Genomic DNA, 20,698 nt, shown 5'->3' on the forward strand with positions numbered 1-20,698 from the left:
CAGCCACGTTGTCGTGCGCCGGGTTTACTCTTTCACGCGATCGATCCCCAGTTCCGCGAGCGTATCCGCTCCCCGCGCCTCAAGGATGAGCCGCGATCCCGCCCTTGTCGCCAGAAAGCCGGACAGGCGCGCATCCTCCTGCCGGATGAAACCCTTATAAGGGAGCTTTCCCTGCAAGAACAATTCCACCATCGCAACGCAGCCGGCGGCCGTCGTGAGCTGGATGGCGCCCAGGGCGCCGTTGCCGTCGTAGCGCAGGACGATGCTGTCCTCCTCGATCCGCCCGTCGCGCGTGCCGATGCCGGTCACGAAGATCACGACCACGTCCTTGCGCGTGTAGGGCGCGGCATGGCTCAGGATGCGGCGCAGCGTATCCCTGTCGTGCGCGAGATCGAGCCCTTGCAACAGCAGCTTCATGATCTCCGCATGTCCCGGATAGCGGAGGGTCTTGTAGCTCATGCTGGCGACCTTGCCGGCGAGCGTCTCCGTGAGGGTGCCGAGCCCGCCGGAGGTGTTGAAGGCTTCATAGGCGACCCCGTCGATCATGACGCTCTCGATGCCTTCGAGCGCCGGAACGAGGATCTGCTGGCCGTCATGGACAATCTCGCAGGGGTTGCAATACTCGTTGATCAGGCCGTCCACCGACCACGTCACGTTGTAGCGCAGCGCGTTCGTCGGATAAAGCGGCAGCGCGCCGACGCGCATCTTTATCGACGCCACGCTGCTGAAGCGCGCCGCCATCTCGGCGCCGAGCACGCAGATGAAGCCCGGCGCGAGCCCGCATTGCGGCACGAGCGCCACATCCGCATCCCGCGCGATTTCCTTGATGTAGGCGGTGGTCGCCACGTCCTCGGTCAGGTCGAAGTAATGCGTGCCGGTCTCGACGGCCGCGCGCGCGATGCCCTTGTTGAGAAAATAGGGGCAGGCGCTGACGACGATGTCCTGATCGGCGAGAAGCCCCTTCAGCGCGTCGGGATCGGCGGCGTCGACCGTTCGTGTCTGAAACGACGCGTTCTCCGCCTGCGAGAGCTGCGCCGGCGAGGCATCCGACAGGGTGACGCGATGTCCCTGCTCCGCCAGCATTCCGGCGATCACCCGGCCGATCTGGCCGGCGCCCATCACGGCGATGTTCTTCGTTGGGACGGTCATGTGCTATCTCCTCAAAAAGCGGCCTGCACGCCGATGGTCTCCGGGTCGACGCCGACCTTCCTGAGCCATCCGAACACGGGCGGCAGCCGGTCCGCGATGGATTCGACGACGATGTCGAGGAACACGGGTTCGTCGAGAAGGAAGGCTTCCCGCATGGCGTTCTCCAGCTCTTCCGCCGTTTCCACCCGGTAGTTGCGAATGCCGTAGACCGCCGCCAGCTTGCTCATGTCATAGCGGCCGAAGTCGACGCCGAACGTGGGATCGTTGAATTCGCTTCGTCCCGGCCGGCCGGTGTTGTGATGACGGTCCATCACCCGCTGCAATGCCTTGATCCATCCGAAACAGGCGTTGTTGAAATGGACGAGGACGGCGGGGATGCGCAGGCGCGCCAGCGTCTCCAGCTCGCCCGCGGACATGCCGAGCGAGCCGTCGCCGAACAGCGCCACCGGCTTGCGGGCCGGATCGGCGAAATAGGCGCCTACCACCGCCGGGATCGCGTAGCCCAGGCCGCCGAAGAAGCGCGGGATCACCAGCCGCGAATCGGGATGATGCAGCCGCAGGAAGCGCGTCGCGTAGGGCGTGGGCGTGCCCGCGTCGGACACGACATGACACGGGGCGGGCAGATGCCGGTTGATCGCCTCGATCACCCGCTCCGGCCGCAGCGGCAGTTCGTCGCTTTCAAGCTGCGCGGCCATGACGCTCCAGAACTCGGCGCGCCGGGCGTTGATCTCGTCCACCCATTCCCGTGTCGCGGGCGTCGCGGAATCCGGCAGGGCCGCGAGGAAAGCCTCGATCACCGCCCTGGCGTCGCCGACGAGCGGGAAGTCGATGCGATAGGTGTTGCCGATGGTCTCGGGCTCCAGATCGATCTGCACGATGCGCGTGCCGTCGCCGGGAACCGGCCATTGCCAGTTCATCGTCGCGACCGAACCCATGCGGCAACCGACATAGACGACGAGATCGGCCCGGCCCAGAGCCCGGAGCGCGTGCGGATGAAAGCCGTTGTCGCCGATGATGCCGATGCCGAGCGCGTGGTCGTCCCTGATGACGCTCTGGCCCGTGATCGTGGTGACGACGGGGATGCCGAGACGTTCGGCAAAGGCGGTGATGGCGCTGCCGGCGCCGGAGCGGTTCGCGCCGCCGCCCGCGACGATCAGGGGGCGCTCGGCCGCGGCTATGGCGGCAAGCGCCGCGCCAAGGTTCTCGTCGGCCGGGCGCGTGCGCGAGGAAGGCGCCCGCTTGCAGTTCTCCTCGATATGCATCGATACGCCGCTCTGCGCCAGTTCCTCGTAGAGAATGTCCTCGGGAAGCGCCAGCACGACGGCGCCGGGGCGGCCGGCCGTCGCCTCGCGAAAGGCGCGGCGCACCAGCTCGGGCAGTTTCGCGATGCGTCCGAGCGTCTCGGTGTGCTTCGTGATCGGCCGGAAGAGATTCTCGATCGGCAGTTCCGTCAGCGTGCCCCGCCCGACGCCGGCTTGCGGGATGTCGTTGACGAGGAGAATGAGCGGAACCGAGGATCGGTCGGCTTCCGCCACGCCGGGAAGGGCATACATGGCGCCGGCGCCGGACGGCACTTCCGCCACGCCGGGCTTTCCCGAAAGGCGGGCGTAGCAATCCGCCATGAAGACGGCGGAACGTTCGTCGCGACAAGTGACGAGCCGGGGCGCGCCTTCGGTATTCTTCAGGGCTTCGTATAACGCAACGTTGGTGTCTCCGGGAACGCCGAATATGACTTCCACATCATAGGCCGACAACATGGAGACGAGGGTGGAGGCGCCATTCATTATTTAACTCCTGTGAACACAAGGAGCCTATGGCACGATCCGGCTATCAAAAATCATCATATGGAATATTTTAAGGTATTATTTTAGCGAATTACGCTGAGTTTCGCTTAAAATCATCGATATATCGCGCATATTGCATTGCAATATGGCATTTTGCTTCGAATGCGGGCGGTTCCTGCGTCATAAACGTTCACCTTTCGAACTTGCGCATGAGCAGGATCGAGGATGTCGTGCGGCGCACGCCGTCCATGTGCGCAACGCGGTCAATCAGCTCATCGAGTTCCGACGGCAGCCGGCATTGTATCTTGATCAGAAGGTCGAACTGGCCGCTGAGCGTATGGCAGGACATGACTTCCGGGATCTTCTTGAGGTCCGATATAAGCTTTGACTGGCTTTTTATGTCGATCTCGACAAGAATGATCGCAGAGAGTGACTCGACATCGCCTGTATCGTGGCCAGATACGATGGTATAACCCTTGATGTAACCATCCCGTTCCAGCCGGGTGAGGCGAGCCTGTATTGTCGCGCGGGACACGCCGAGCTGGTTCGCGATCTCCGCCAGAGGCAGGCGGGCATTCTGCTTCAGGATATTGAGCAATTCCTGGTCCTTCAGCGTATCCGCCCGGCGTGCCATGCTGCTTCCTTATCATGATCGATAATCGCTCCACATCATCATATCAGCAAGGAATGCTTTAAAAAGCATGAGAAATCGGCGGTACGGCAGGGCCTTGCCCGCCGCGCGCACGAGACGGTGAATGATAATGATTCAAAAGAAAAGGCGGCATGGGTTGAAAGCATGATGGCCAAGAGCATGGAATTATTTTAATAATGATCCTGGCAGGGTGTTTTATAATCGCAATAAACTGATGGATGGATTGAATTATTTTGTTGTATGCCGCGTCCCGATAATATAATTTTCCGCTTCCATGCTTTAAGCGAGCGCGGTGAACAGCGATAGCTGTCGTCTTGCGGCGCATCCCCATGCTTCTTGCGAATGTCGGCGGAAGGGAGAGCTGCAAACGCGGTTTCCGCCGGATGCGCGCTTTCGCCAACAGCCTTTGAAACATGGAAACGCTTCAGATTTTTGTTTTGGCGCGTTTTCTTCACGCAAGCGGGCGCCCGATCTGCTTGAAGGCGCTCTGGACCGGAGTTTCGGCCGTGACCATCGGATCTGTCGAATTGCAGGCGCTGACGGCCACGATGCCGCTGATCCTGCTCGCCGTCACGGCCGGCGTGCCTCCCCCCGCTCTTCCGTCCGTCGCGTGCGCCGGGCCGCGCGCGGCCCGAAAACCGCAAAAAACTGCGGATGCGGGGAGGCGATGCGGCGGTCTTTCGGGGCGCGCCGGGTAGCGTCGGGCGGATTGTGCGCCTCCCCTGTGTTGTTGCCGGCCATCGCGCCGGCTGCCGGTGGGGGAGGGAGACAATCGATGAATCAGGTGAATCGGTCCTGCGGCCTGTATGACGATGCGGTCGAGAAGAGCAGTTGCGGCGTGGGCTTCATCACCCGCAAGGACGGCGTGCAGACGCATGAGGTGATCCGGCTGGCGGACGAGGCGCTGTGCGCCGTGCCGCACCGGGGCGGCATGTCGGCGGAAGGCGTGGGCGACGGCGCGGGCGTCTCGGTCGATCTGTCGCTGGCGTTCTTCAGCAGGCTGACGCAGCGGGACGATCTCCGGCCCGGTCTGTTCGGCGTCGGCAATTTCTTCTGGCCGCGCGCCGATGAAGCTGAACGGCGGGCGGCCGATCTCGTCGCCGGCGTGTTGCGCGGCGAGGGTTTCGCCGTCGTGCTGGTGCGTGACGTGCCGGTCGACGACGGCGTGCTGCGGCCGGCGGCGGTCCGTTTCCAGTTGCCGATCCGTCAATGGGTTTTCACGGCGCCGGACGGGATGTCGCCAGCGGCCTTCGATCTTGCGATCCACCGGGCGTTGCTGGCCGTCGAGGCGCAGGCTTTCACTGATCCCGCGCTGGAGGGGCTCTATCCGCTGTCGTTGTCCGCGCGCACGCAGGTGCTGAAGGGCCGCCTCAACTCGAACGAGGTCATTCCCTATTTCCGCGATCTTCGCGAACCCGACCACGCGGTCCACAGCCTGTTCTTTCACACGCGCTTTTCCACCAACACCGATCCGCATCCCAGCATGGCGCAGCCCTTCCGGCTGATGGCGCACAACGGCGAGCTGAACACCGACAAGAAGAACCGGCTGTCGGAAGCCGCCCTGACGCGCGCGCGCAACGGCCGCATCGTGCGCCCCAGGGGCCAGTCCGACAGTTGCCGCTTCGACCAGACGCTGCAAGGCCGGCTGATGGACGACGCGCTCGATCTCGTCACCGCCGTCGTCTCCATGATGCCGCCGGCGTGGGAGAACGACGGCGATCTCGATCCCGCCGTGCGGGCGATGCTCGAATATTTTTCGCTTTACGAGGAAAAGAACGACGGGCCGGCGGCGCTGATCTTCGGCAACGGCGACATCATCGGCGCGCGTCTCGACCGCCTCGGCCTGCGGCCGCTGCGCACGGTGGAGACGGCGGATTATCTGTGCGTGATGTCGGAGGCGGGGCAGATCGGCTTTCCGCCGGAAAGCGTCATCCACCGCGGGCGCATCGAGGCGGGCGGCATGCTGTGCTTCGACCATCGCGAGGGACGGGCGTTCGGCACCGACGAAGCCTTGCGGCGCATCGCCGCGCGGCGCGACTACCGGGCGCTGGTCGAGGCGGCGCGCGTCAATATCGAGGATCTGCCGGCCGTGCCCGCCGAGCGACGGGGCTCGCCGCTGCGCTACAACGGCGATTTCAACCGCTGGCAGCGCTATGTCGCCTGCGCTCACAATCAGGAGAGTTTCCGCTTCCTGATGGACCCGATGCTGGAAACCGGCGCGGAAAAGATATCCGCCATGGGTTACGGCAACGCCATCAACGCGCTGTCCGATCAGGAGGGCGGCGTCGCCAAGTATTTTTCGCAGCGCTTCGCGCAAGTCACGAATCCGCCGCTGGACAGCCTGCGCGAGGCGGACGGCATGACCATGCGCGTCGCGCTCGGCGCCAAGGCGGGCGTCGGCGGCGTCGCCTCCCGGCAGATCGTCGTGCATTCGCCGCTGCTGTCCCATCTGGACATGCTTCGCCTGCGCGAGCAGAAGCTGACGCCGTTGCGCAAGTTCGACCTGCTGTATGCGCCGGTGTTCGGCGATGCCGCCGCCAATGCGCGCGCGCTCGAACAGGCGATCGACGCCCTTGCCGGTGACGTGGCGGATTTCGCCCGCGCGCATGGCGGCATCGCGGTGCTGTCGGACAGGCATGTGTCGCGCGACCGGGCGGTGTTGCCGCTGACCATCGCGGTTTCCGCCGTCAACCAGAGGCTGATCGACGAGGGCATGCGGCTGCGCGTTTCCGTGATCGCGGAAAGCGGCCAGATCGTATCGGCCCATCATGTCGCGGCGGCGCTCGGTTTCGGCGCGTCCGCCGTCTATCCGCTGGCGGTGCAGTTGCGCGCCGAGGAGAAGTTCGGCGAGGAGGCGGCCGACGAGGCGTTCGCGAAGTTCGCCAGGGCGGCCGAGAAGTCACTGATGAAGACCATGGGCAAGGTCGGGCTGTGCACGGCGGAAAGCTATATCGGCGGCGAATTCTTCGAGCCGAATTTCCTCGACACCGACGATCCCGTGCTGCGCCGCTACTTTCCCAACATGCGCACGCCGGCGGGCGGGGTGGGTTTCGAGACCATCGCGCAGGCGGTGGCGGACTGGCACGAGCGGGCGTTTCTCGTCCACAAGGAAAGCGACATTCCGCTGCTCGGGCTGTTCAAGGAGCGCGCGGAAGGGGCGGGCCATTCCTTCGGCACGGCGGCGGTGCGCGGCTTCGTCGACATGACCGAGGAGCGCGTCAATCGCCCGGTCGCGGCCGGAGAGGATGCCGACATCCTGCGGCTGCTGCCTCTCAACCGCATGGAGGACGCCTTCGGCGTCGATGAAGCGGCCTACCGCGCCACCAGTTTTGAAATGTTGTCCGCGGAGGCCATCGACAATTTCCGCGTCACGCCGGGCTATCGCGCCTTCAGCCGTCTCATGGCGCAGGAGCGCGCGCGCCGTCCGGCGGCGCTGCGCGACGTGCTGGCGTTTCCGGCGGATGTAACCTGCCTCAACCACGCCGAGGATTTCCGGCGCGAGATGGGGCGCTTCTCGCGCAAGGGCAACAACGCCTTTCAGGTGCGCGGGCTCGCATGCCGTCGCACCGGCGCGGACGCGTTCCGCCTGCGGCTGACGCCCGTGCCCGATGCGGTGGCCGGCGCGCTCGGCGCCGCCGCCAACGATATCGGCCGTCTGACGGCGCTGGGCCAGTCGCTGCTGCTGCGCTTCGGCGCGGATATCGCCGGGCACTGGCTGGAAGAGGGCGAACTGGTGCTGCGCGCCGTGGGCGAGGCGCGCGACTATCTCGCGCTTCTGCTCCGCGCGCCGGACGGCATTCCGCTGGAGGACGTGCAGGCGGCGAGCGACATCGCGCGTCATTTCACCTCGGGCGCGATGAGCCACGGCGCGCTCAACGCCCCGGCGCACGAGGCCGTGGCCCACGGCACCAACATGGTGGGCGGCCTGTCGAACTCCGGCGAGGGCGGCGAGCACATCTCCCGCTACGGCACCATCCGCGCCTCGCGCATCAAGCAGTTCGCCTCCGGCCGCTTTGGCGTGTGGGCCGGCTATCTCGCCGATCCGATGCTGGAGGAGCTGGAAATCAAGATCGGGCAGGGCGCGAAGCCGGGCGAGGGCGGCCAGTTGCCGGCGAAGAAGGTGACGGTCGAGATCGCGGCCGCGCGCGGCGGCACGCCGGGCGTGGAACTCGTGTCGCCGCCGCCCCATCACGACACCTATTCCATCGAGGATCTCGCCCAGCTCATCCACGACTGCAAGGCGGCGCGCGTGCGGGTGATCGTCAAGCTGGTGTCGTCGGAGGGCATCGGCACCATCGCAGTGGGCGTGGCGAAGGCGGGGGCGGATGTCATCAATGTCGCCGGCAACACCGGCGGCACGGGCGCTGCCGCCGTCACCAGCCTCAAGTACACCGGCCGCGTGGCGGAGATCGGCGTCGCGGAGGTGCATCAGGCGCTGTGCGCCAACGGCCTGCGCCAGAAGGTGACGCTGCGCTGCTCCGGCGCGCATCAGACGGCGGGCGACGTGGTGAAATCCGCGCTGCTCGGCGGCGACAGCTTCGAGTTCGGCACCGCCGCGCTGATGATGCTGAAATGCGTGATGGCCAAGAACTGCAACATCAAGTGCCCCGCCGGCCTCACCACCAACTCCGAATTGTTCGACGGCGATCCGCGCGCGCTGGCGCAATATCTGATGAACGTCGCCCACGAGACGCGGGAAATCCTCGCGACCCTCGGCCTGCGCTCGCTGCGCGAGGCGCGCGGGCGCACGGACCTGCTGCATCTGCTCGATCATCCGGCGAGCGTCGGCCAGCTCGACCTGCGCGCCATGCTGACGGTGGCGCAGGAAACGCCGGTTGCCGATCCGGTCTACATGGAGGCCGATTACACGCTGGATGAAGGCTGGTTCGGGCAGGTGCGCGCGGCGCTGGTGGCGGAGCGGCGGACGACCGTCGCCATCGACGGCGGGCATCTCGGCAACCGCAACAAGAGCGTCGGCGGGCGACTCGCGGTGGATATCGAGCGGCTGCTCAACCACAGGCTGACGGAGCAGGAGGCGCGGGCGCTGCCCGCCGTCTTCATCGACGACCGGGGCCGGCGTTTTCTGGATGCGCGCAGCGTCACCATCGAGACGACGGGCGCGGCCGGCCAGTCCTACGGCGCGTTCTGCAACGACGGCATGGTGATGCGCCATACCGGCACCTGCAACGACGGCGTCGGCAAGAGCGCCTGCGGCGGCGTCATCGCCGTGCGCTCGCCGGGCGGCGGCTCGCGCGACGCCGGCGGCAACGTGCTGATCGGCAATTTCGCGCTGTTCGGCGCCACGGGCGGGCGCGCCTTCATCGAGGGGCAGGCGGGCGACCGCTTCGCCGTGCGCAACTCCGGCTCCACGGCGGTGGTGGAGGGGGTCGGCGATTTCTGCTGCGAATACATGACCAACGGCGCGGTACTCAATCTCGGCAGTTTCGGCGCCGGCTTCGGCAACGGCATGAGCGGCGGTTTCGTCTATCAATACGATCCCTACGGCGATCTGCCGAAGAAGGTGAGCGCCGACAGCTTGCTGTTGTTTCCCCTGACCGGAGACGACGAGGCATCGGCGATCCACGCGGAGGCGGTCCACCTGCTGCTGGAACGGCACCTGGCCGAAACCGGCTCGCAGCGCGCCGCCTGGCTGCTGGAGAACTGGGAGGCGGAGCGACGGCATTTCGCCTACGGGCTGCCCATCTCGCTGCTGCAATATCAGGATTGCGACGCCATCCGCGCGGCGAAATCGCGCAAGGACCTGCTGGAAGAGTTTTCCGAGGCGCTGGCCGGCCACCAGTTGCGCAAGTTCAAGCTGGCCTTCCGCGATCGCAGGCCCGTGCTGGGCGGCGTGGCGCCCGAATACGGCTATACCGACACCAGCGACATGTATGCGCTTCTCAATAACTACACGGTGCTGAACGCGGCCCGGCAGCTCGCCGCCGCGCGGCTGAAGCAGGAGGGCGAGACGGCCGCCGATGCGGCCCGGATCGGCGAGGCCGTGCGCAAGCTCGTGCTGACGGAGGATTTCGCCCTGATGCAGAAACTCCAGCGCCACGCCCGCGAGGCGTTACAGGACTACGACGATACGGCGCTCTCCGCGCTCGTCGCGAGCAAGCGGCTCGGCGATTACAAGGAGGCGCTGGCGCGGCGCAACGTCATCGCCACGGACAGCCCTGGCACCTACGGCTGGATCCTGTATCAGAGCGCCCGCAACATCGAGCGTCTGGGGCGCCTGCCCGATTTCGAGGAACTCTTCGCGCGCGCGGCCCTGCCCGGGATCGTCGCCGACGCCAACGGCAACGCATAAGGAGGCGGCTCATCATGAAGATTCCCTACATTCCCGATGACGCTCCCTTCAGCGCCGAACAGCGGGCCTGGCTCGCCGGCTTTCTGGCCGGCCTGAACTCGCGGCTGGCGATGGAAGGCGGTTCCGCCGCGCATGTTCCGGCCGCGACTGTGGCGGCCGCGCAGGCGCCGGCGCGCAAGGTGCATGTCCTCTACGGCAGCCAGACCGGCAACGCGGAATCGGTGGCCGAAAGCGCGGCCAGGGCGGCGCGCGAGCAGGGGCTGGAGCCGGTGCTGCTGGGGCTCGACGAGGTCGACGCGGCGCAATTCGCGGCCATGGCGCATGTGCTCGTCGTCGTCTCGACCTATGGCGAGGGCGAGATGCCCGACAACGCCGGCCTGTTCTGGACGGCGCTCTCCGCCGACGGCGCGCCGCGGCTGGAGGGCATGACCTATGCCGTGCTCGCGCTCGGCGACAGGGCTTATGACGGGTTCTGTCAGGCCGGCAAGCTCATCGACATGCGTCTCGAACAGCTCGGCGCGAAGCGGGCGGCGGCGCGCGTCGATTGCGACGTGGATTACGACAAGCCGTCCTATGACTGGATCGCGGGCACGATTCCGCTCTTCGCGCCCGGCGGGCGGCAGGACGCGGCTGTGCCGGCGCAGGATGCGGCCCCCGCGCGCGCCGGGGTGGCGTGGAGCCGCAAGAGCCCCTTTCCCGCCCGTCTGGCGGTCAACCGCCGGCTGTCGGGGGCGGCGTCGGGCAAGGACATCCGCCATTACGAGCTGGAACTCGGCGACAGCGGCATCGCCTATGAGGCGGGCGACGCGCTCGGCGTGATGCCGGTCAACGATCCTGCCCTCGTCGCGCTGCTGCTGGCGCGTCTCGGCCTTGCGCCCGATGCGCCTGTCGCGCAGGTGGAGCGGCCGTTGGGCGAGCTGCTGGCGCGGGGGCTGGAAATCGCCACGCCGTCGAAGGATTTCATCGCTCATGTCGCGGCCCATGCGCAGGGCGCGCCGGGCGAGGCGCTGCGGCAGAGCTGGCAGGCGGCGCAGGCGGGCGAGCGGGCGGCGCTCGATGCCTTCCTGTGGGGCAAGGATTGCCTCGATCTGCTGAATGTCGATCCCGGCTTGCGGCTCGATGCGGACACGTTCGCCGGGTTGCTGCGTCCGTTGCAGCATCGCGCCTATTCCATTTCGTCGAGCCCGCTCGCGCATCCCGATCGCGTTCATCTGACCATCTCCACGGCGCGCTGGTCCCTGCCCGCCGGCGCGGACGACGGGCGGGCGCGCGGCGGCGTGTGTTCGGCGTGGCTCGCCGGACGTGCCGCCGGCGACGAGGGGGTGGGCGTCTTCCTGCAACAGAACAGGGCCTTTCGCCCGCCGGGCGACGACGACGCGCCGATGATCATGGTGGGGCCCGGCACGGGCGTCGCGCCCTTCCGCGCCTTTCTCCAGCACCGGCAGGCGCACGGCGCGCGGGGGCGCAACTGGCTGTTCTTCGGCGATCAGCATCGGGCGAGCGATTTCCTCTACGAGGACGAGCTTGCCGCCTGGAACGCCGGCGGCCTGCTGACGCGTCTCGACCTCGCCTTCTCGCGCGATCAGGCGGACAAGATCTATGTGCAGAACCGCATGCGCGAGAACGGGCGCGATCTGTTCGACTGGCTGGAGCAGGGCGGGCATTTCTACGTCTGCGGCGATGCGGCGCGCATGGCGAAAGACGTCGACCGGGCGCTGCACGATATCGTGGCCACGCACGGCAACCGCACGCAGGAGGATGCGATGGATTACGTGAATGCGCTCAGGAAGGAAAAGCGCTACCTGCGCGATGTCTACTGACGTGACGTTCGGCGGCCGCAGGCCGCAAACCGGTATTCCAGACCATTTGCGGGCGTTCCATGTCGTATCGTTGTCCCTACGGAAGTGATTGCCAGACCGGCGTAACGAGTGATCTTGAGGCGATCGTGACCGCGACGGGCTTCTGCGGAGAGCGGCTCGCGGCGGAACCCGCCGGCGTGATGGCCGCTCTTCCCACCGTCGATCTCGCGGTGGCGGTGACGCTCAATCCATGCACGGTGATGACGCACATCGGCCCCTACGACCGGCCGATGGCGGCGGGCGATCCGCTGCGCTTCGCCGAGGGGCGCACCGCGTTGCGCTTCGCGGCGGCCCATATCGATACGGTCATGATGATCGACGGCCCGGCGATGGGGCGCATGCCGCGCTCGCTGCAACTGTTCTCGCCGCAGGGAACCGTGCTGCATCGCGCGTTCCTGTCTTCCGTCGCCGATGCGGCGGCGTATCGCGACCTGCGCCTGCGGCTCACGTCCTTCAGGTCCGCCGGATGCGCGTCATCTTCCGCATCGTCTCCGGTTTCGCCGGCGTGCTGGCCGATGGCGAAGGGGATCGATGTCGCGCGGCTGGAAGCCGCGGATGTCGACGGCCACCTCGACAGCCTGTTCGCGGATTATGGCGTCTCCCGCCGCATGGCGCTGCCCGCCGTGCGCGGCGCGCGGCGGGTGCGCCTCGAAGCCGTCTGCGACGCGCTGTCGCTGATGACGCAGGCGCGGATGCCGGTGATGCAGGCGGCCGGCAACGCGGGAGTGATGCAGCTTCATCGCGGCATGCTCGAGCGCCTGCGCCATTCCGACAACATCCTGCTGCTGACGGCGGGCAAGTGCACCACCTCGATCGACCTCGCCCAGATCGAGGAAGCGTGGCTGTGCCCCGCCGGGCCGGCGGCGGCGCCCCGGCTGCTGCTGGAACTTTACGACTGGCGTTATCACTGTGTCTACATGTTGACGGATGCCGGCGACGGGCAGGAATGGGCGCGCGCGGCCTGGGGCCGGATCGCGCAATCCCTTGCCACGGCATGAACCTGCTACGATCGCCGATGCGGTGATCCGTGACGCGCGCCCGCGCCCGTCACCCGGTCGAGCGTCGCCGCGAAATCCGCGATCAGGGCCGGCGTGGCGTCCGCGAAGCCGACGATCAGCCCGGAGACGGTCGCGTTCAGGCTGCACGCCGACAGCCGTGCCGGGCGGAAGCCGCGCGCCGCCAGCGCTTCGACGGCGAGGCGCTCCACCGTGCCGTCGCGCAGCCGCAGGGCGAGTTGCACGCCGCCGTCGGGCGGTTCCACCCCGATCCCTTCCACCCGCGCCAGCGCCTCGTACAGGGCGTTGCCGAGGGCCTCGTAGGCGCGGCTGATCCGGCGCAGGTGGGCGCGGTAGCGGCCGGTCTCCATCATGTCCGCCAGCGCGAGCTGGGCGTGCAGGTTGGGCAGCAGGCCCAGATTGCGCTGCGCCTGCCGCAGGGGCTCCACCAGCGCCTCGGGCACCGCCATCCAGCCGATCCGCAGGCCCGGCATCAGCACCTTCGCGGCCGAGCCCAGATAGACCGTCTCGCCGCCCTGCCCATGCGCCGCGAGGGCGGCGATCTCGCGCCCGCGCCAGAGAAATTCGCTGTCGTAGTCGTCTTCGAGGATCAGCGCGGACCGGCTGCGCGCATGCTCCAGCAACGCCAGCCGGCGCGCCAGCGACAGGCGGCTGCCGAGCGGATACTGGTTCGACGGCGTGACATAGATCAGGCGCGCCTCGCGCGGCACCCGATCGACCCGTATCCCCTCCGCATCCGTAGGCACGGGCGCTATATGCAGCCCTGCTCCCAGAAAGGCGCCGCGCGCGCCGGGATAGCCGGGGTCCTCCATCGCCGCCGTTTCGCCCGGATCGGTCATCGCCTGCGCCACCAGCGACAGCGCCGCCTGCGTGCCGGTCGTGATGAGGATCTGCTCCGGCCCCACCCGCAGGCCGCGATCCGCCCGCAGCCGCTGCGCCAGAATCCGGCGCAGGGCGGGGTGCCCGAAAGGTTCGGCGTAGGCGGCGAGTTCGCCATGCGTCCGCCGCGCCGCGCGGCGCAGCGCCTGCGCCCATTCATCCGCCGGAAATTGCGCCTCGGCCGGCACGCCGGGGCTCATCGCGCCGCTGCCGGCGCCGTAGCTGCGCGCTCTCGGATCTTTGCAGAGGCTGGCCCCGCGGCGCGACAGGCCGGGCGGGGCGGCGTCGCGGCGGGACCCGGCGGGCAAGGCCGGCGCGACGACCTCGGGCGCCGCGCCGGGCCGGATGCGCAACACACCTTCGGCGCGCAGAAGATCGTAGGCCGTGTTGACCGTGCTGCGCGATACGCCGAGCCCTTCGGCAGCCGCCCGGCTGGAGGGCAGCTTCGCCCCGTCGGCGAGGCGGCCGTCGCGGATCGCCGCGAGGAGATCGCGATGGATCTGCACCGGCATGGAATCGCGCCGCTCGGAATCGCGCCGCTCGGGATCGGGCCGGGTGAGGGCCGGGAGCATGACTGGTTCGTTCATTTTCCTCGAAACTGGATATTGAGACAGTCCAATATGGCAGGTTATCGGGTTGATGATCAAGCGGAGGGAAACAGACGATGCAGCCGAAATACGCCCGCGCCCGTCAGGCCAAACGCGCCAGCTATGATGAGAGCACGATCCATGCCATCCTCGACGGCGGCCTCGTGGGGCATGTCGGCTTCATCGCCGACGAACGTCCGATGGTCATCCCGATGGCCTATGCGCGTCGGGATGGGACGATCTATCTGCACGGCGCGTCGAAGACGCGCATCGCGCGGCTCGACGGCGTGCCGATGTGCATGGAAGTGACGCAGCTCACCGGCATCGTGGCGGCGCGCTCGGGCTTTCACCATTCCGTCAACTACCGCTCGGCCGTGGTGCACGGAACGGCGCGCTTCGTGGACGGGAACGAGCTCGACATCGCGCTCGACATGATCGTGGATCATCTGCTGCCCGGCCGCAGCGCCGAGGTGCGCCCCATGAGCGCGCAGGAGCGCAAGGCGACCGGCGTCGTCGCGCTGGATATCGAACACGCCAGCGCGAAAGTACGGACCGGGCCGCCGGTCGATGACGAAGCCGATCTCGCGCTCGGCATCTGGGGCGGCGTCGTGCCCGTCACCACCGCCGTCGGCAGCGGCGTGCAGGACGCCTTCACGCCGGACGGCGCGCCGGAGCCCGCTTCCCTCGCGGCGGCCCGGCGAAAGTTCGCCTGAAAGCCGTAGTGGCGCGGCTCTATGGCCTTGCGGGCTCTCCGCCGCCGGGGCCGTGCTGAAGGAAGCCGCCGGCTGACGGCATAGCCGCTCATACCGTTGTTCTCCTGCAAACGCCGTCCGCTCCCGCGGGCGGCGTTTTGCTTTGCCCGCCGCTGCCGGGTGCGAACGCGCGGCGGGCAGTTATTGTGCATGCGATGGGCGCATGGGCGGCACAGGTTTCCCCGATGAGGGGTGTCATGAGCGCATATGACGGCCGCCTGCGATGAACCGCCGGTCCCGAACCGCGACATATCACCGGATTACGGGGCGGCAGACGCCTTGCGGGCCATCGTCCGTCTGCTGGCACGCATGTTGCTTGATGATCATTGCCGACAATCGCCAAGACGGAATTGTCCCCGCTTTCTGGAGAAACTTCATGTCAGCACGAAAGACGTCAGCAAGAAACTTCCGTTCCCGCGTTTTCGGGACAGCGCTCCTGTCCCTTTGCCTTGCGTCGGCCAGCCTCGGCGCGAAGGCCGAAACGGTGGTGACTGCCGTGATGCACGCGCCCTTGCGCGCCCTCGATCCGGTCATCAGCACGGCCTATATCCTGCGCAACTACGGCTATATGGTCTATGACACGTTGCTGGCGCGGGACGTGGACGGCGCGGTCAGGCCGCAGATGGCCGAATGGACGGTTTCCGACGACGGCAAGACCTACACGTTCACCCTGCGGGACAACCTGAAATGGCATGACGGCACGCCGGTTACGGCGGAGGACGCGGTGGCCAGCATCGGCCGCTGGAGCAAGGCTGACAAGCTTGGCCAGGTCATGGCCTCGCTGCTCACCGAAACGAAGGTGGTCGACGCGAAGAGCTTCACCATGACTTTCAGCGACCCGAGCGAGGTCGTGCTGACGGCTCTCAGCAAGCCCAGCGGCGTGCCGCCCTTCATTCTCCCCAAGGCGGTCGCGGAAACGCCGCTCGGTCAGCCCATCGCCTCCACCATTGGTTCCGGCCCGTTCAGGTTCGTGGCGGCGGAGTACAAGCCCGGCGTCCAGGCCGTCTTCGAGAAGAACGCCGATTACGTGCCGCGCGCCGAACCCCCGAACGGGCTTGCGGGCGGCAAGACGGTGAAGGTCGACAAGGTCGTGTGGACGACCATGCCGGACTCCATGACCGCGGTGAATGCCCTGCTGAGCGGCGAAATCGACTTTCTGGAGCAGATGCCGCACGATCTGCTGCCGCTCGTCGAGGGCAATCCCGATCTTGAGATGGCCGTCTACAAGAAGCAGGGCAACCAGAATCTCGCGCGTCTGAACTTCGTGCAGCCTCCTTTCGACAATCCGAAGATCCGCAAGGCGGCCTTGCTCGCCCTCGGGCAGCAACCGCTGCTCGACGCGCAGGTCGGCGCCGGATCGTCCTATGGGCAGACCTGTCCCGCCGTCTTCGGCTGCGGCAGCCTCTATGCCAGCGATTACGGCGCGGACGAGTCGGTGACGCCGCAGCCGGAGGCGGCGAAGAAACTGCTCGCGGAAGCCGGCTACGACGGCAAGCCGATCCTGCTGATGCACGCGACGGACCTTCTCAACCTCGCGCCGATGGGGCCGGTGTTCGCGCAGCAGCTTCGCGACGCCGGCTTCAAGGTGGAGATGGTGTCGATGGACTGGGCGAGCGTCGTCGCGCGGCGCACGTCCAGGGCGCCCGTGGCGCAGGGCGGCTGGAACGTCTTCTCCACGACCAACGTGCTGCCGGATGTCGGCGACCCCCTCGGCTTCATCGGCGTCGCCGCCGGCGGCGACTCCGCCTGGTTCGGATGGCCGAGCGTGCCCGAGATCGAGGCCGCGCGCGCCAGGCTCGCCCGCACCGGCGATGCCGAGGAGGCGAAGGCCATCGGCCGCGAGATCCACAAGCTGACGATCGACAACGTCGTCATGATCCCGATGGGCGAGTTCTACAACGTCACCGTCAAGAGCAAGAAACTCGGCGGCCAGTTGGATGCCGAAGCGCCCGTGTTCTGGAACATCACCAAGGCGGAGTGAGGCAGCCATGCTCGGCTTCATCGTCAAACGGGTTTTCGCGGCGATCCCGGTGCTTTTCATGGTGGCGATCATCGTCTTCCTGATGCTGCGCCTCTCACCGGGGGACCCGGCGATCATGATCGCCGGCAGCAATGCCACGGCCGAGCAGCTCACGGCGCTGCGCGAGTCCATGGGATTGAACAAGCCCTTGCTCCAGCAGCTCGAAATATGGCTCGGCGCGGTGCTGACCGGCGATTTCGGCGTGTCGCTGGTTTCCGGGCAGCCCGTGACCCGGCTGGTGATGGACCGGTTCATGCCCACGCTCGCGCTCAGCCTCTCCACCATCGCCCTCGCCGTCGTCGTGGCGATTCCGGTCGGCGTGATCGCCGCGTGGCGACAAGGGCGGTGGCCGGACCGGCTCGTCATGGCCGGCTCGGTGCTGGGGTTCTCGGTGCCGGTGTTCATCATCGGCTATGTCCTGATCCTCATCTTCGCGCGGCTTCTCAACTGGCTGCCCGTGCAGGGGTATCAGGCGCCGGAAAACGGGTTCCACGGTTTCGCCATCCGGCTGATCCTGCCGACGGTGACGCTGAGCCTGCCCTACATCGCCCTCATCGCCCGCATCGTGCGCACCAACGTCATCGAGGTGATGAACGAGGATTACATCCGCACGGCGCGCGCCAAGGGCCTGACGGAAGCCGGCGTCCTGATCGGCCATGCGCTCGGCAACGCGGCGGTTCCGATCATCACCATCATCGGCGTCAGCATCGCCATGCTGATCGGCGGTGTGGTGGTCACGGAATCCGTCTTCAACATTCCGGGGCTCGGGCGTCTGGTGCTGGAGGCGGTGCTGGCGCGCGACTACACCGTGATACAGGCGCTCATCCTGTTGTTCTCGGCCATCTACGTGCTCGTCAACCTGGCCGTCGACCTGCTCTACGGCCTGTTCGACCCCCGCATCCGCTACTGAGCGGCCGCCTTCCGTCAACGACGCGACCAACGCGCAAGCTGTCTGGTGCCAGGAGAGGACGACAGAAGAGATGACGACAGACACCGGATCCGAAATCGCCGTCGCCGGGACCCGCGGGCTGCCTGCCCCGCCGCCCGCCCAGCCGCTACCCGTCATGGAAGGCCCGGCATCCGCGGGCCCCGGCCCCGTGCGCCGGCTTTTCGCGCTGTGGTCCGTCAGGCTGTCGGCGACGGCGCTCTTCATCGTCGTGGCGATGGCCGTCATGGCGCCGTGGCTCGGGACGGTCGATCCCGTCACCATCGATCCTGCCCAGCGCCTGCGGGGCATGACCGCCGCGCACTGGCTCGGAACCGACAGCTTCGGCCGCGACGTCTATTCGCGTCTCGCCTACGGGGCGCGCGTCTCGCTCGTCGTCGGCGCCGGGGCGGTGCTTATCAGCGTCGTCTTCGGCATGTTCTTCGGCGTCGTCACCGGCTATTTCCGCTGGGCGGACATGGTCATCATGCGGTTCATGGACGGGCTGATGGCCATTCCCGGCATCCTGCTGGCGATCGCGCTCGTCGCCGTCTCGGGCGCGACGATCGCCACCGTCGTGATCGCCATTTCGGTGCCGGAGATCCCGCGCGTCGTGCGCATGGTGCGCAGCGTCATCCTGGGCGTGCGCAGCGAGCCCTATGTGGAGGCGGCGACCATCCTCGGCACGAAGCTGCCGGCGATGGTCTGGCGCCACCTCATCCCCAACACGCTGGCGCCGCTGCTGGTGCAGGGCACCTACATCTTCGCCGCCGCGATCATGACGGAGGCGATCCTGAGCTTCCTCGGCGCCGGGGTGCCGCCGGAAACGCCCTCCTGGGGCAACATGATGGCGGATGCCCGCGTCTACTTCCTGCTGAAACCCGAACTGATCCTCATTCCCGGCATCATGGTCTCGATCACGGTGCTCAGCGTCAACATGCTCGGCGACGTGCTGCGGGACAGTCTCGATCCGCGCATGGCCAAGCGCCTCTGATCACGACCCGCTGCGAAGGAGCGCCAACATGACATCCGCGAACGCCATTTCCGCGCCGAACGCCATTTCCGCGCCGAACGCCACTTCCGCGCCGAACGCCATTTCCGCGCCGGCCGTCGTTCTCTCGGTGCAGGGGCTGACCGTCGACACCGTTCCCAAAGGCGAGAAGCCCATCGTCCGCGACATCGGCTTCGAGGTGCGGGAAGGGGAGACGGTCTGCATCGTCGGGGAATCGGGCTCGGGCAAGTCCGTCACCTCGCTGGCGGTGATGGGGCTGCTGCCGAGGGGAAGCCTCGCCGCCACCGGCGGCCGCATCCTGCTCGACGGTGAGGACGTGCTGAACGCCAAGCCGGCGCGCATGCGCGCGCTCCGGGCGACGCGCGTCGCCATGGTGTTTCAGGAGCCGATGACCGCGCTCAACCCGGTGCGGCGGGTGGGCGAGCAGATCGAGGAGGTGCTGCGCCTGCACACGAAGCTGTCGGCGGCCGAGCGCAGGCGCAAGGTGCTGCACATGCTGGAACGCGTGAAGCTGCCCGATGTGGAGCGCATCCACGCCTCCTATCCGCATCAGCTTTCCGGCGGCCAGCGCCAGCGCATCGTCATCGCCATGGCGCTCATCCTGCGTCCGCGCCTGCTGCTGGCCGACGAGCCGACGACGGCGCTGGACGTCACGACGCAGAAACAGATCCTGTCCCTGATCCGCGAGCTTCAGGAGGAGACGCGGACCGCGGTCGTCTTCGTCACCCACGATTTCGGCGTCGTTTCGGAGATCGCCGACCGTATCGTCGTCATGAACCGGGGCGAGATGGTGGAGCAGGGCACCCGCGACGCCGTTCTGGCCGCGCCCGCGCAGGAGTACACGCGCATGCTGGTATCCTCGGTGCCGAGCCTCATTCCCCGCCGGCAGCCCCTGCCGGACCATCCGCCGGCGCTGGAGGTGATCGGCCTCGGCAAGCTCTATGAGGAGAAGCGCTTCTTCGGCGCCAGCCGCCGCGTGGTCGCCGCCGACAACGTGACGTTCACCGTGCGGCGCGGCGAGATCACCGGTGTCATCGGCGAATCGGGCTCGGGCAAGTCGACGGTGGCGCGCTGCGTGGTGCGCCTCGCGGAACCGACATCCGGCAGCATCTTCCTCGGCAGCCAGGATATCGCCGCGATGCATGACCTGAGCGCCGTTCCGAAGCGCGTCCAGTACATCTTTCAGGACCCCTACCGTTCGCTCAACCCCCGGCGCACCATCGGCCGGTCGCTGACGGAAGGGCTCGTCAACTTCGGCATGCCGGAGGCGGCGGCGTTGAAGAAGGCGGCCGGGACGCTGGAACTGGTCGGGCTGCCGGCCTCGGTGATGGGGCGCTATCCGCACCAGTTTTCCGGCGGGCAGCGCCAGCGGATCTGCATCGCGCGCGCCATCGTCATGGAGCCGGACGTGCTGGTCGCCGATGAGGCGGTTTCCGCGCTCGACGTTTCCGTGCAGGCGCAGGTGCTGAAGCTGTTCGAGGAGATCCGCGAGCGCACCGGCGTCGCCGTGCTGTTCATCACCCACGATCTGCGCGTCGCCGCCCAGATCTGCAACACGATCGTCGTCATGGAGCGCGGCAAGGTCGTCGAGGCCGGCAGCGCCATCGACGTGCTCGGCGCCCCGAAGCATCCCTATACCCGGTCCCTCATCGACGCCGCCCCGGCGCCCGGCTGGGACTTCCGGAATTTCAGGCCGGCTCAAGTGGTCTCCCAATCGGTTTCTCACGCGGTTTCTCACGCGGTCTGAGGTCAT

At 67.3% G+C, this 20,698-nt stretch carries 14 protein-coding genes; 9 read left to right on the plus strand and 5 right to left on the minus strand.

What is annotated here, in order from left to right:
- Positions 1 to 24: 24 nt before the first annotated feature.
- The 4 genes from ACOYJQ_RS16845 to ACOYJQ_RS16860 form a co-directional block, all read right to left on the minus strand.
- Positions 25 to 1,149 (minus strand): saccharopine dehydrogenase C-terminal domain-containing protein, encoded by a 1,125-nt coding sequence (locus tag ACOYJQ_RS16845; RefSeq protein ID WP_433460110.1) that lies wholly within the window; start codon positions 1,147 to 1,149, stop codon positions 25 to 27.
- Positions 1,150 to 1,160: 11 nt separating this feature from the next.
- Positions 1,161 to 2,933 (minus strand): thiamine pyrophosphate-binding protein, encoded by a 1,773-nt coding sequence (locus tag ACOYJQ_RS16850; protein ID WP_433460112.1) that lies wholly within the window; start codon positions 2,931 to 2,933, stop codon positions 1,161 to 1,163.
- A 190-nt stretch (positions 2,934 to 3,123) separates the two neighbouring features.
- The gene (locus ACOYJQ_RS16855; RefSeq protein ID WP_433460115.1) at positions 3,124 to 3,567 is read right to left on the minus strand and encodes an Lrp/AsnC family transcriptional regulator; all 444 of its coding nucleotides are present in this window, start codon (positions 3,565 to 3,567) and stop codon (positions 3,124 to 3,126) included.
- A 188-nt stretch (positions 3,568 to 3,755) separates the two neighbouring features.
- Positions 3,756 to 4,040, minus strand: coding sequence for a hypothetical protein (locus tag ACOYJQ_RS16860; protein WP_433460118.1), 285 nt, complete (start codon positions 4,038 to 4,040; stop codon positions 3,756 to 3,758).
- A 51-nt stretch (positions 4,041 to 4,091) separates the two neighbouring features.
- On the opposite strand from ACOYJQ_RS16860, the gene ACOYJQ_RS16865 reads away from it, so the two are divergent.
- The 4 genes from ACOYJQ_RS16865 (at position 4,092) to ACOYJQ_RS16880 (ending at position 12,752) form a co-directional block, all read left to right on the plus strand.
- Positions 4,092 to 4,283 (plus strand): hypothetical protein, encoded by a 192-nt coding sequence (locus ACOYJQ_RS16865; protein ID WP_433460120.1) that lies wholly within the window; start codon positions 4,092 to 4,094, stop codon positions 4,281 to 4,283.
- A gap of 77 nt (positions 4,284 to 4,360) precedes the next feature.
- Positions 4,361 to 9,895, plus strand: coding sequence for a glutamate synthase-related protein (locus tag ACOYJQ_RS16870; protein ID WP_433460123.1), 5,535 nt, complete (start codon positions 4,361 to 4,363; stop codon positions 9,893 to 9,895).
- Positions 9,896 to 9,909: 14 nt separating this feature from the next.
- A complete protein-coding gene (locus tag ACOYJQ_RS16875) occupies positions 9,910 to 11,715 on the plus strand; it encodes a diflavin oxidoreductase (protein WP_433460126.1) in 1,806 nt (601 codons plus the stop codon).
- A gap of 59 nt (positions 11,716 to 11,774) precedes the next feature.
- Positions 11,775 to 12,752 carry a ChuX/HutX family heme-like substrate-binding protein gene (locus ACOYJQ_RS16880; protein WP_433460128.1) on the plus strand — a complete coding sequence of 326 codons (978 nt, stop codon included), beginning with the start codon at positions 11,775 to 11,777 and terminating at the stop codon, positions 12,750 to 12,752.
- A 5-nt stretch (positions 12,753 to 12,757) separates the two neighbouring features.
- Here the strand turns inward: ACOYJQ_RS16880 and ACOYJQ_RS16885 are convergent, their stop codons facing one another.
- Positions 12,758 to 14,221: a PLP-dependent aminotransferase family protein gene (locus ACOYJQ_RS16885; protein ID WP_433460130.1), complete on the minus strand. Its 1,464-nt coding sequence runs from the start codon at positions 14,219 to 14,221 to the stop codon at positions 12,758 to 12,760.
- Positions 14,222 to 14,313: 92 nt separating this feature from the next.
- On the opposite strand from ACOYJQ_RS16885, the gene ACOYJQ_RS16890 reads away from it, so the two are divergent.
- The 5 genes from ACOYJQ_RS16890 (at position 14,314) to ACOYJQ_RS16910 (ending at position 20,692) form a co-directional block, all read left to right on the plus strand.
- Positions 14,314 to 14,949, plus strand: coding sequence for a pyridoxamine 5'-phosphate oxidase family protein (locus ACOYJQ_RS16890; RefSeq protein ID WP_433460132.1), 636 nt, complete (start codon positions 14,314 to 14,316; stop codon positions 14,947 to 14,949).
- A gap of 523 nt (positions 14,950 to 15,472) precedes the next feature.
- Positions 15,473 to 16,969, plus strand: coding sequence for an ABC transporter substrate-binding protein (locus ACOYJQ_RS16895; protein WP_433460134.1), 1,497 nt, complete (start codon positions 15,473 to 15,475; stop codon positions 16,967 to 16,969).
- Between the two features lie 7 nt (positions 16,970 to 16,976).
- Positions 16,977 to 17,918 (plus strand): ABC transporter permease, encoded by a 942-nt coding sequence (locus tag ACOYJQ_RS16900; protein WP_433460135.1) that lies wholly within the window; start codon positions 16,977 to 16,979, stop codon positions 17,916 to 17,918.
- Positions 17,919 to 17,988: 70 nt separating this feature from the next.
- Positions 17,989 to 18,927 (plus strand): ABC transporter permease, encoded by a 939-nt coding sequence (locus tag ACOYJQ_RS16905; RefSeq protein ID WP_433460136.1) that lies wholly within the window; start codon positions 17,989 to 17,991, stop codon positions 18,925 to 18,927.
- Between the two features lie 28 nt (positions 18,928 to 18,955).
- Positions 18,956 to 20,692 carry a dipeptide ABC transporter ATP-binding protein gene (locus ACOYJQ_RS16910; RefSeq protein ID WP_433460138.1) on the plus strand — a complete coding sequence of 579 codons (1,737 nt, stop codon included), beginning with the start codon at positions 18,956 to 18,958 and terminating at the stop codon, positions 20,690 to 20,692.
- Positions 20,693 to 20,698: the final 6 nt, after the last annotated feature.

The sequence above is a fragment of the Pseudochelatococcus sp. genome (assembly GCF_050946405.1).
Lineage (GTDB): Bacteria > Pseudomonadota > Alphaproteobacteria > Rhizobiales > Beijerinckiaceae > Pseudochelatococcus.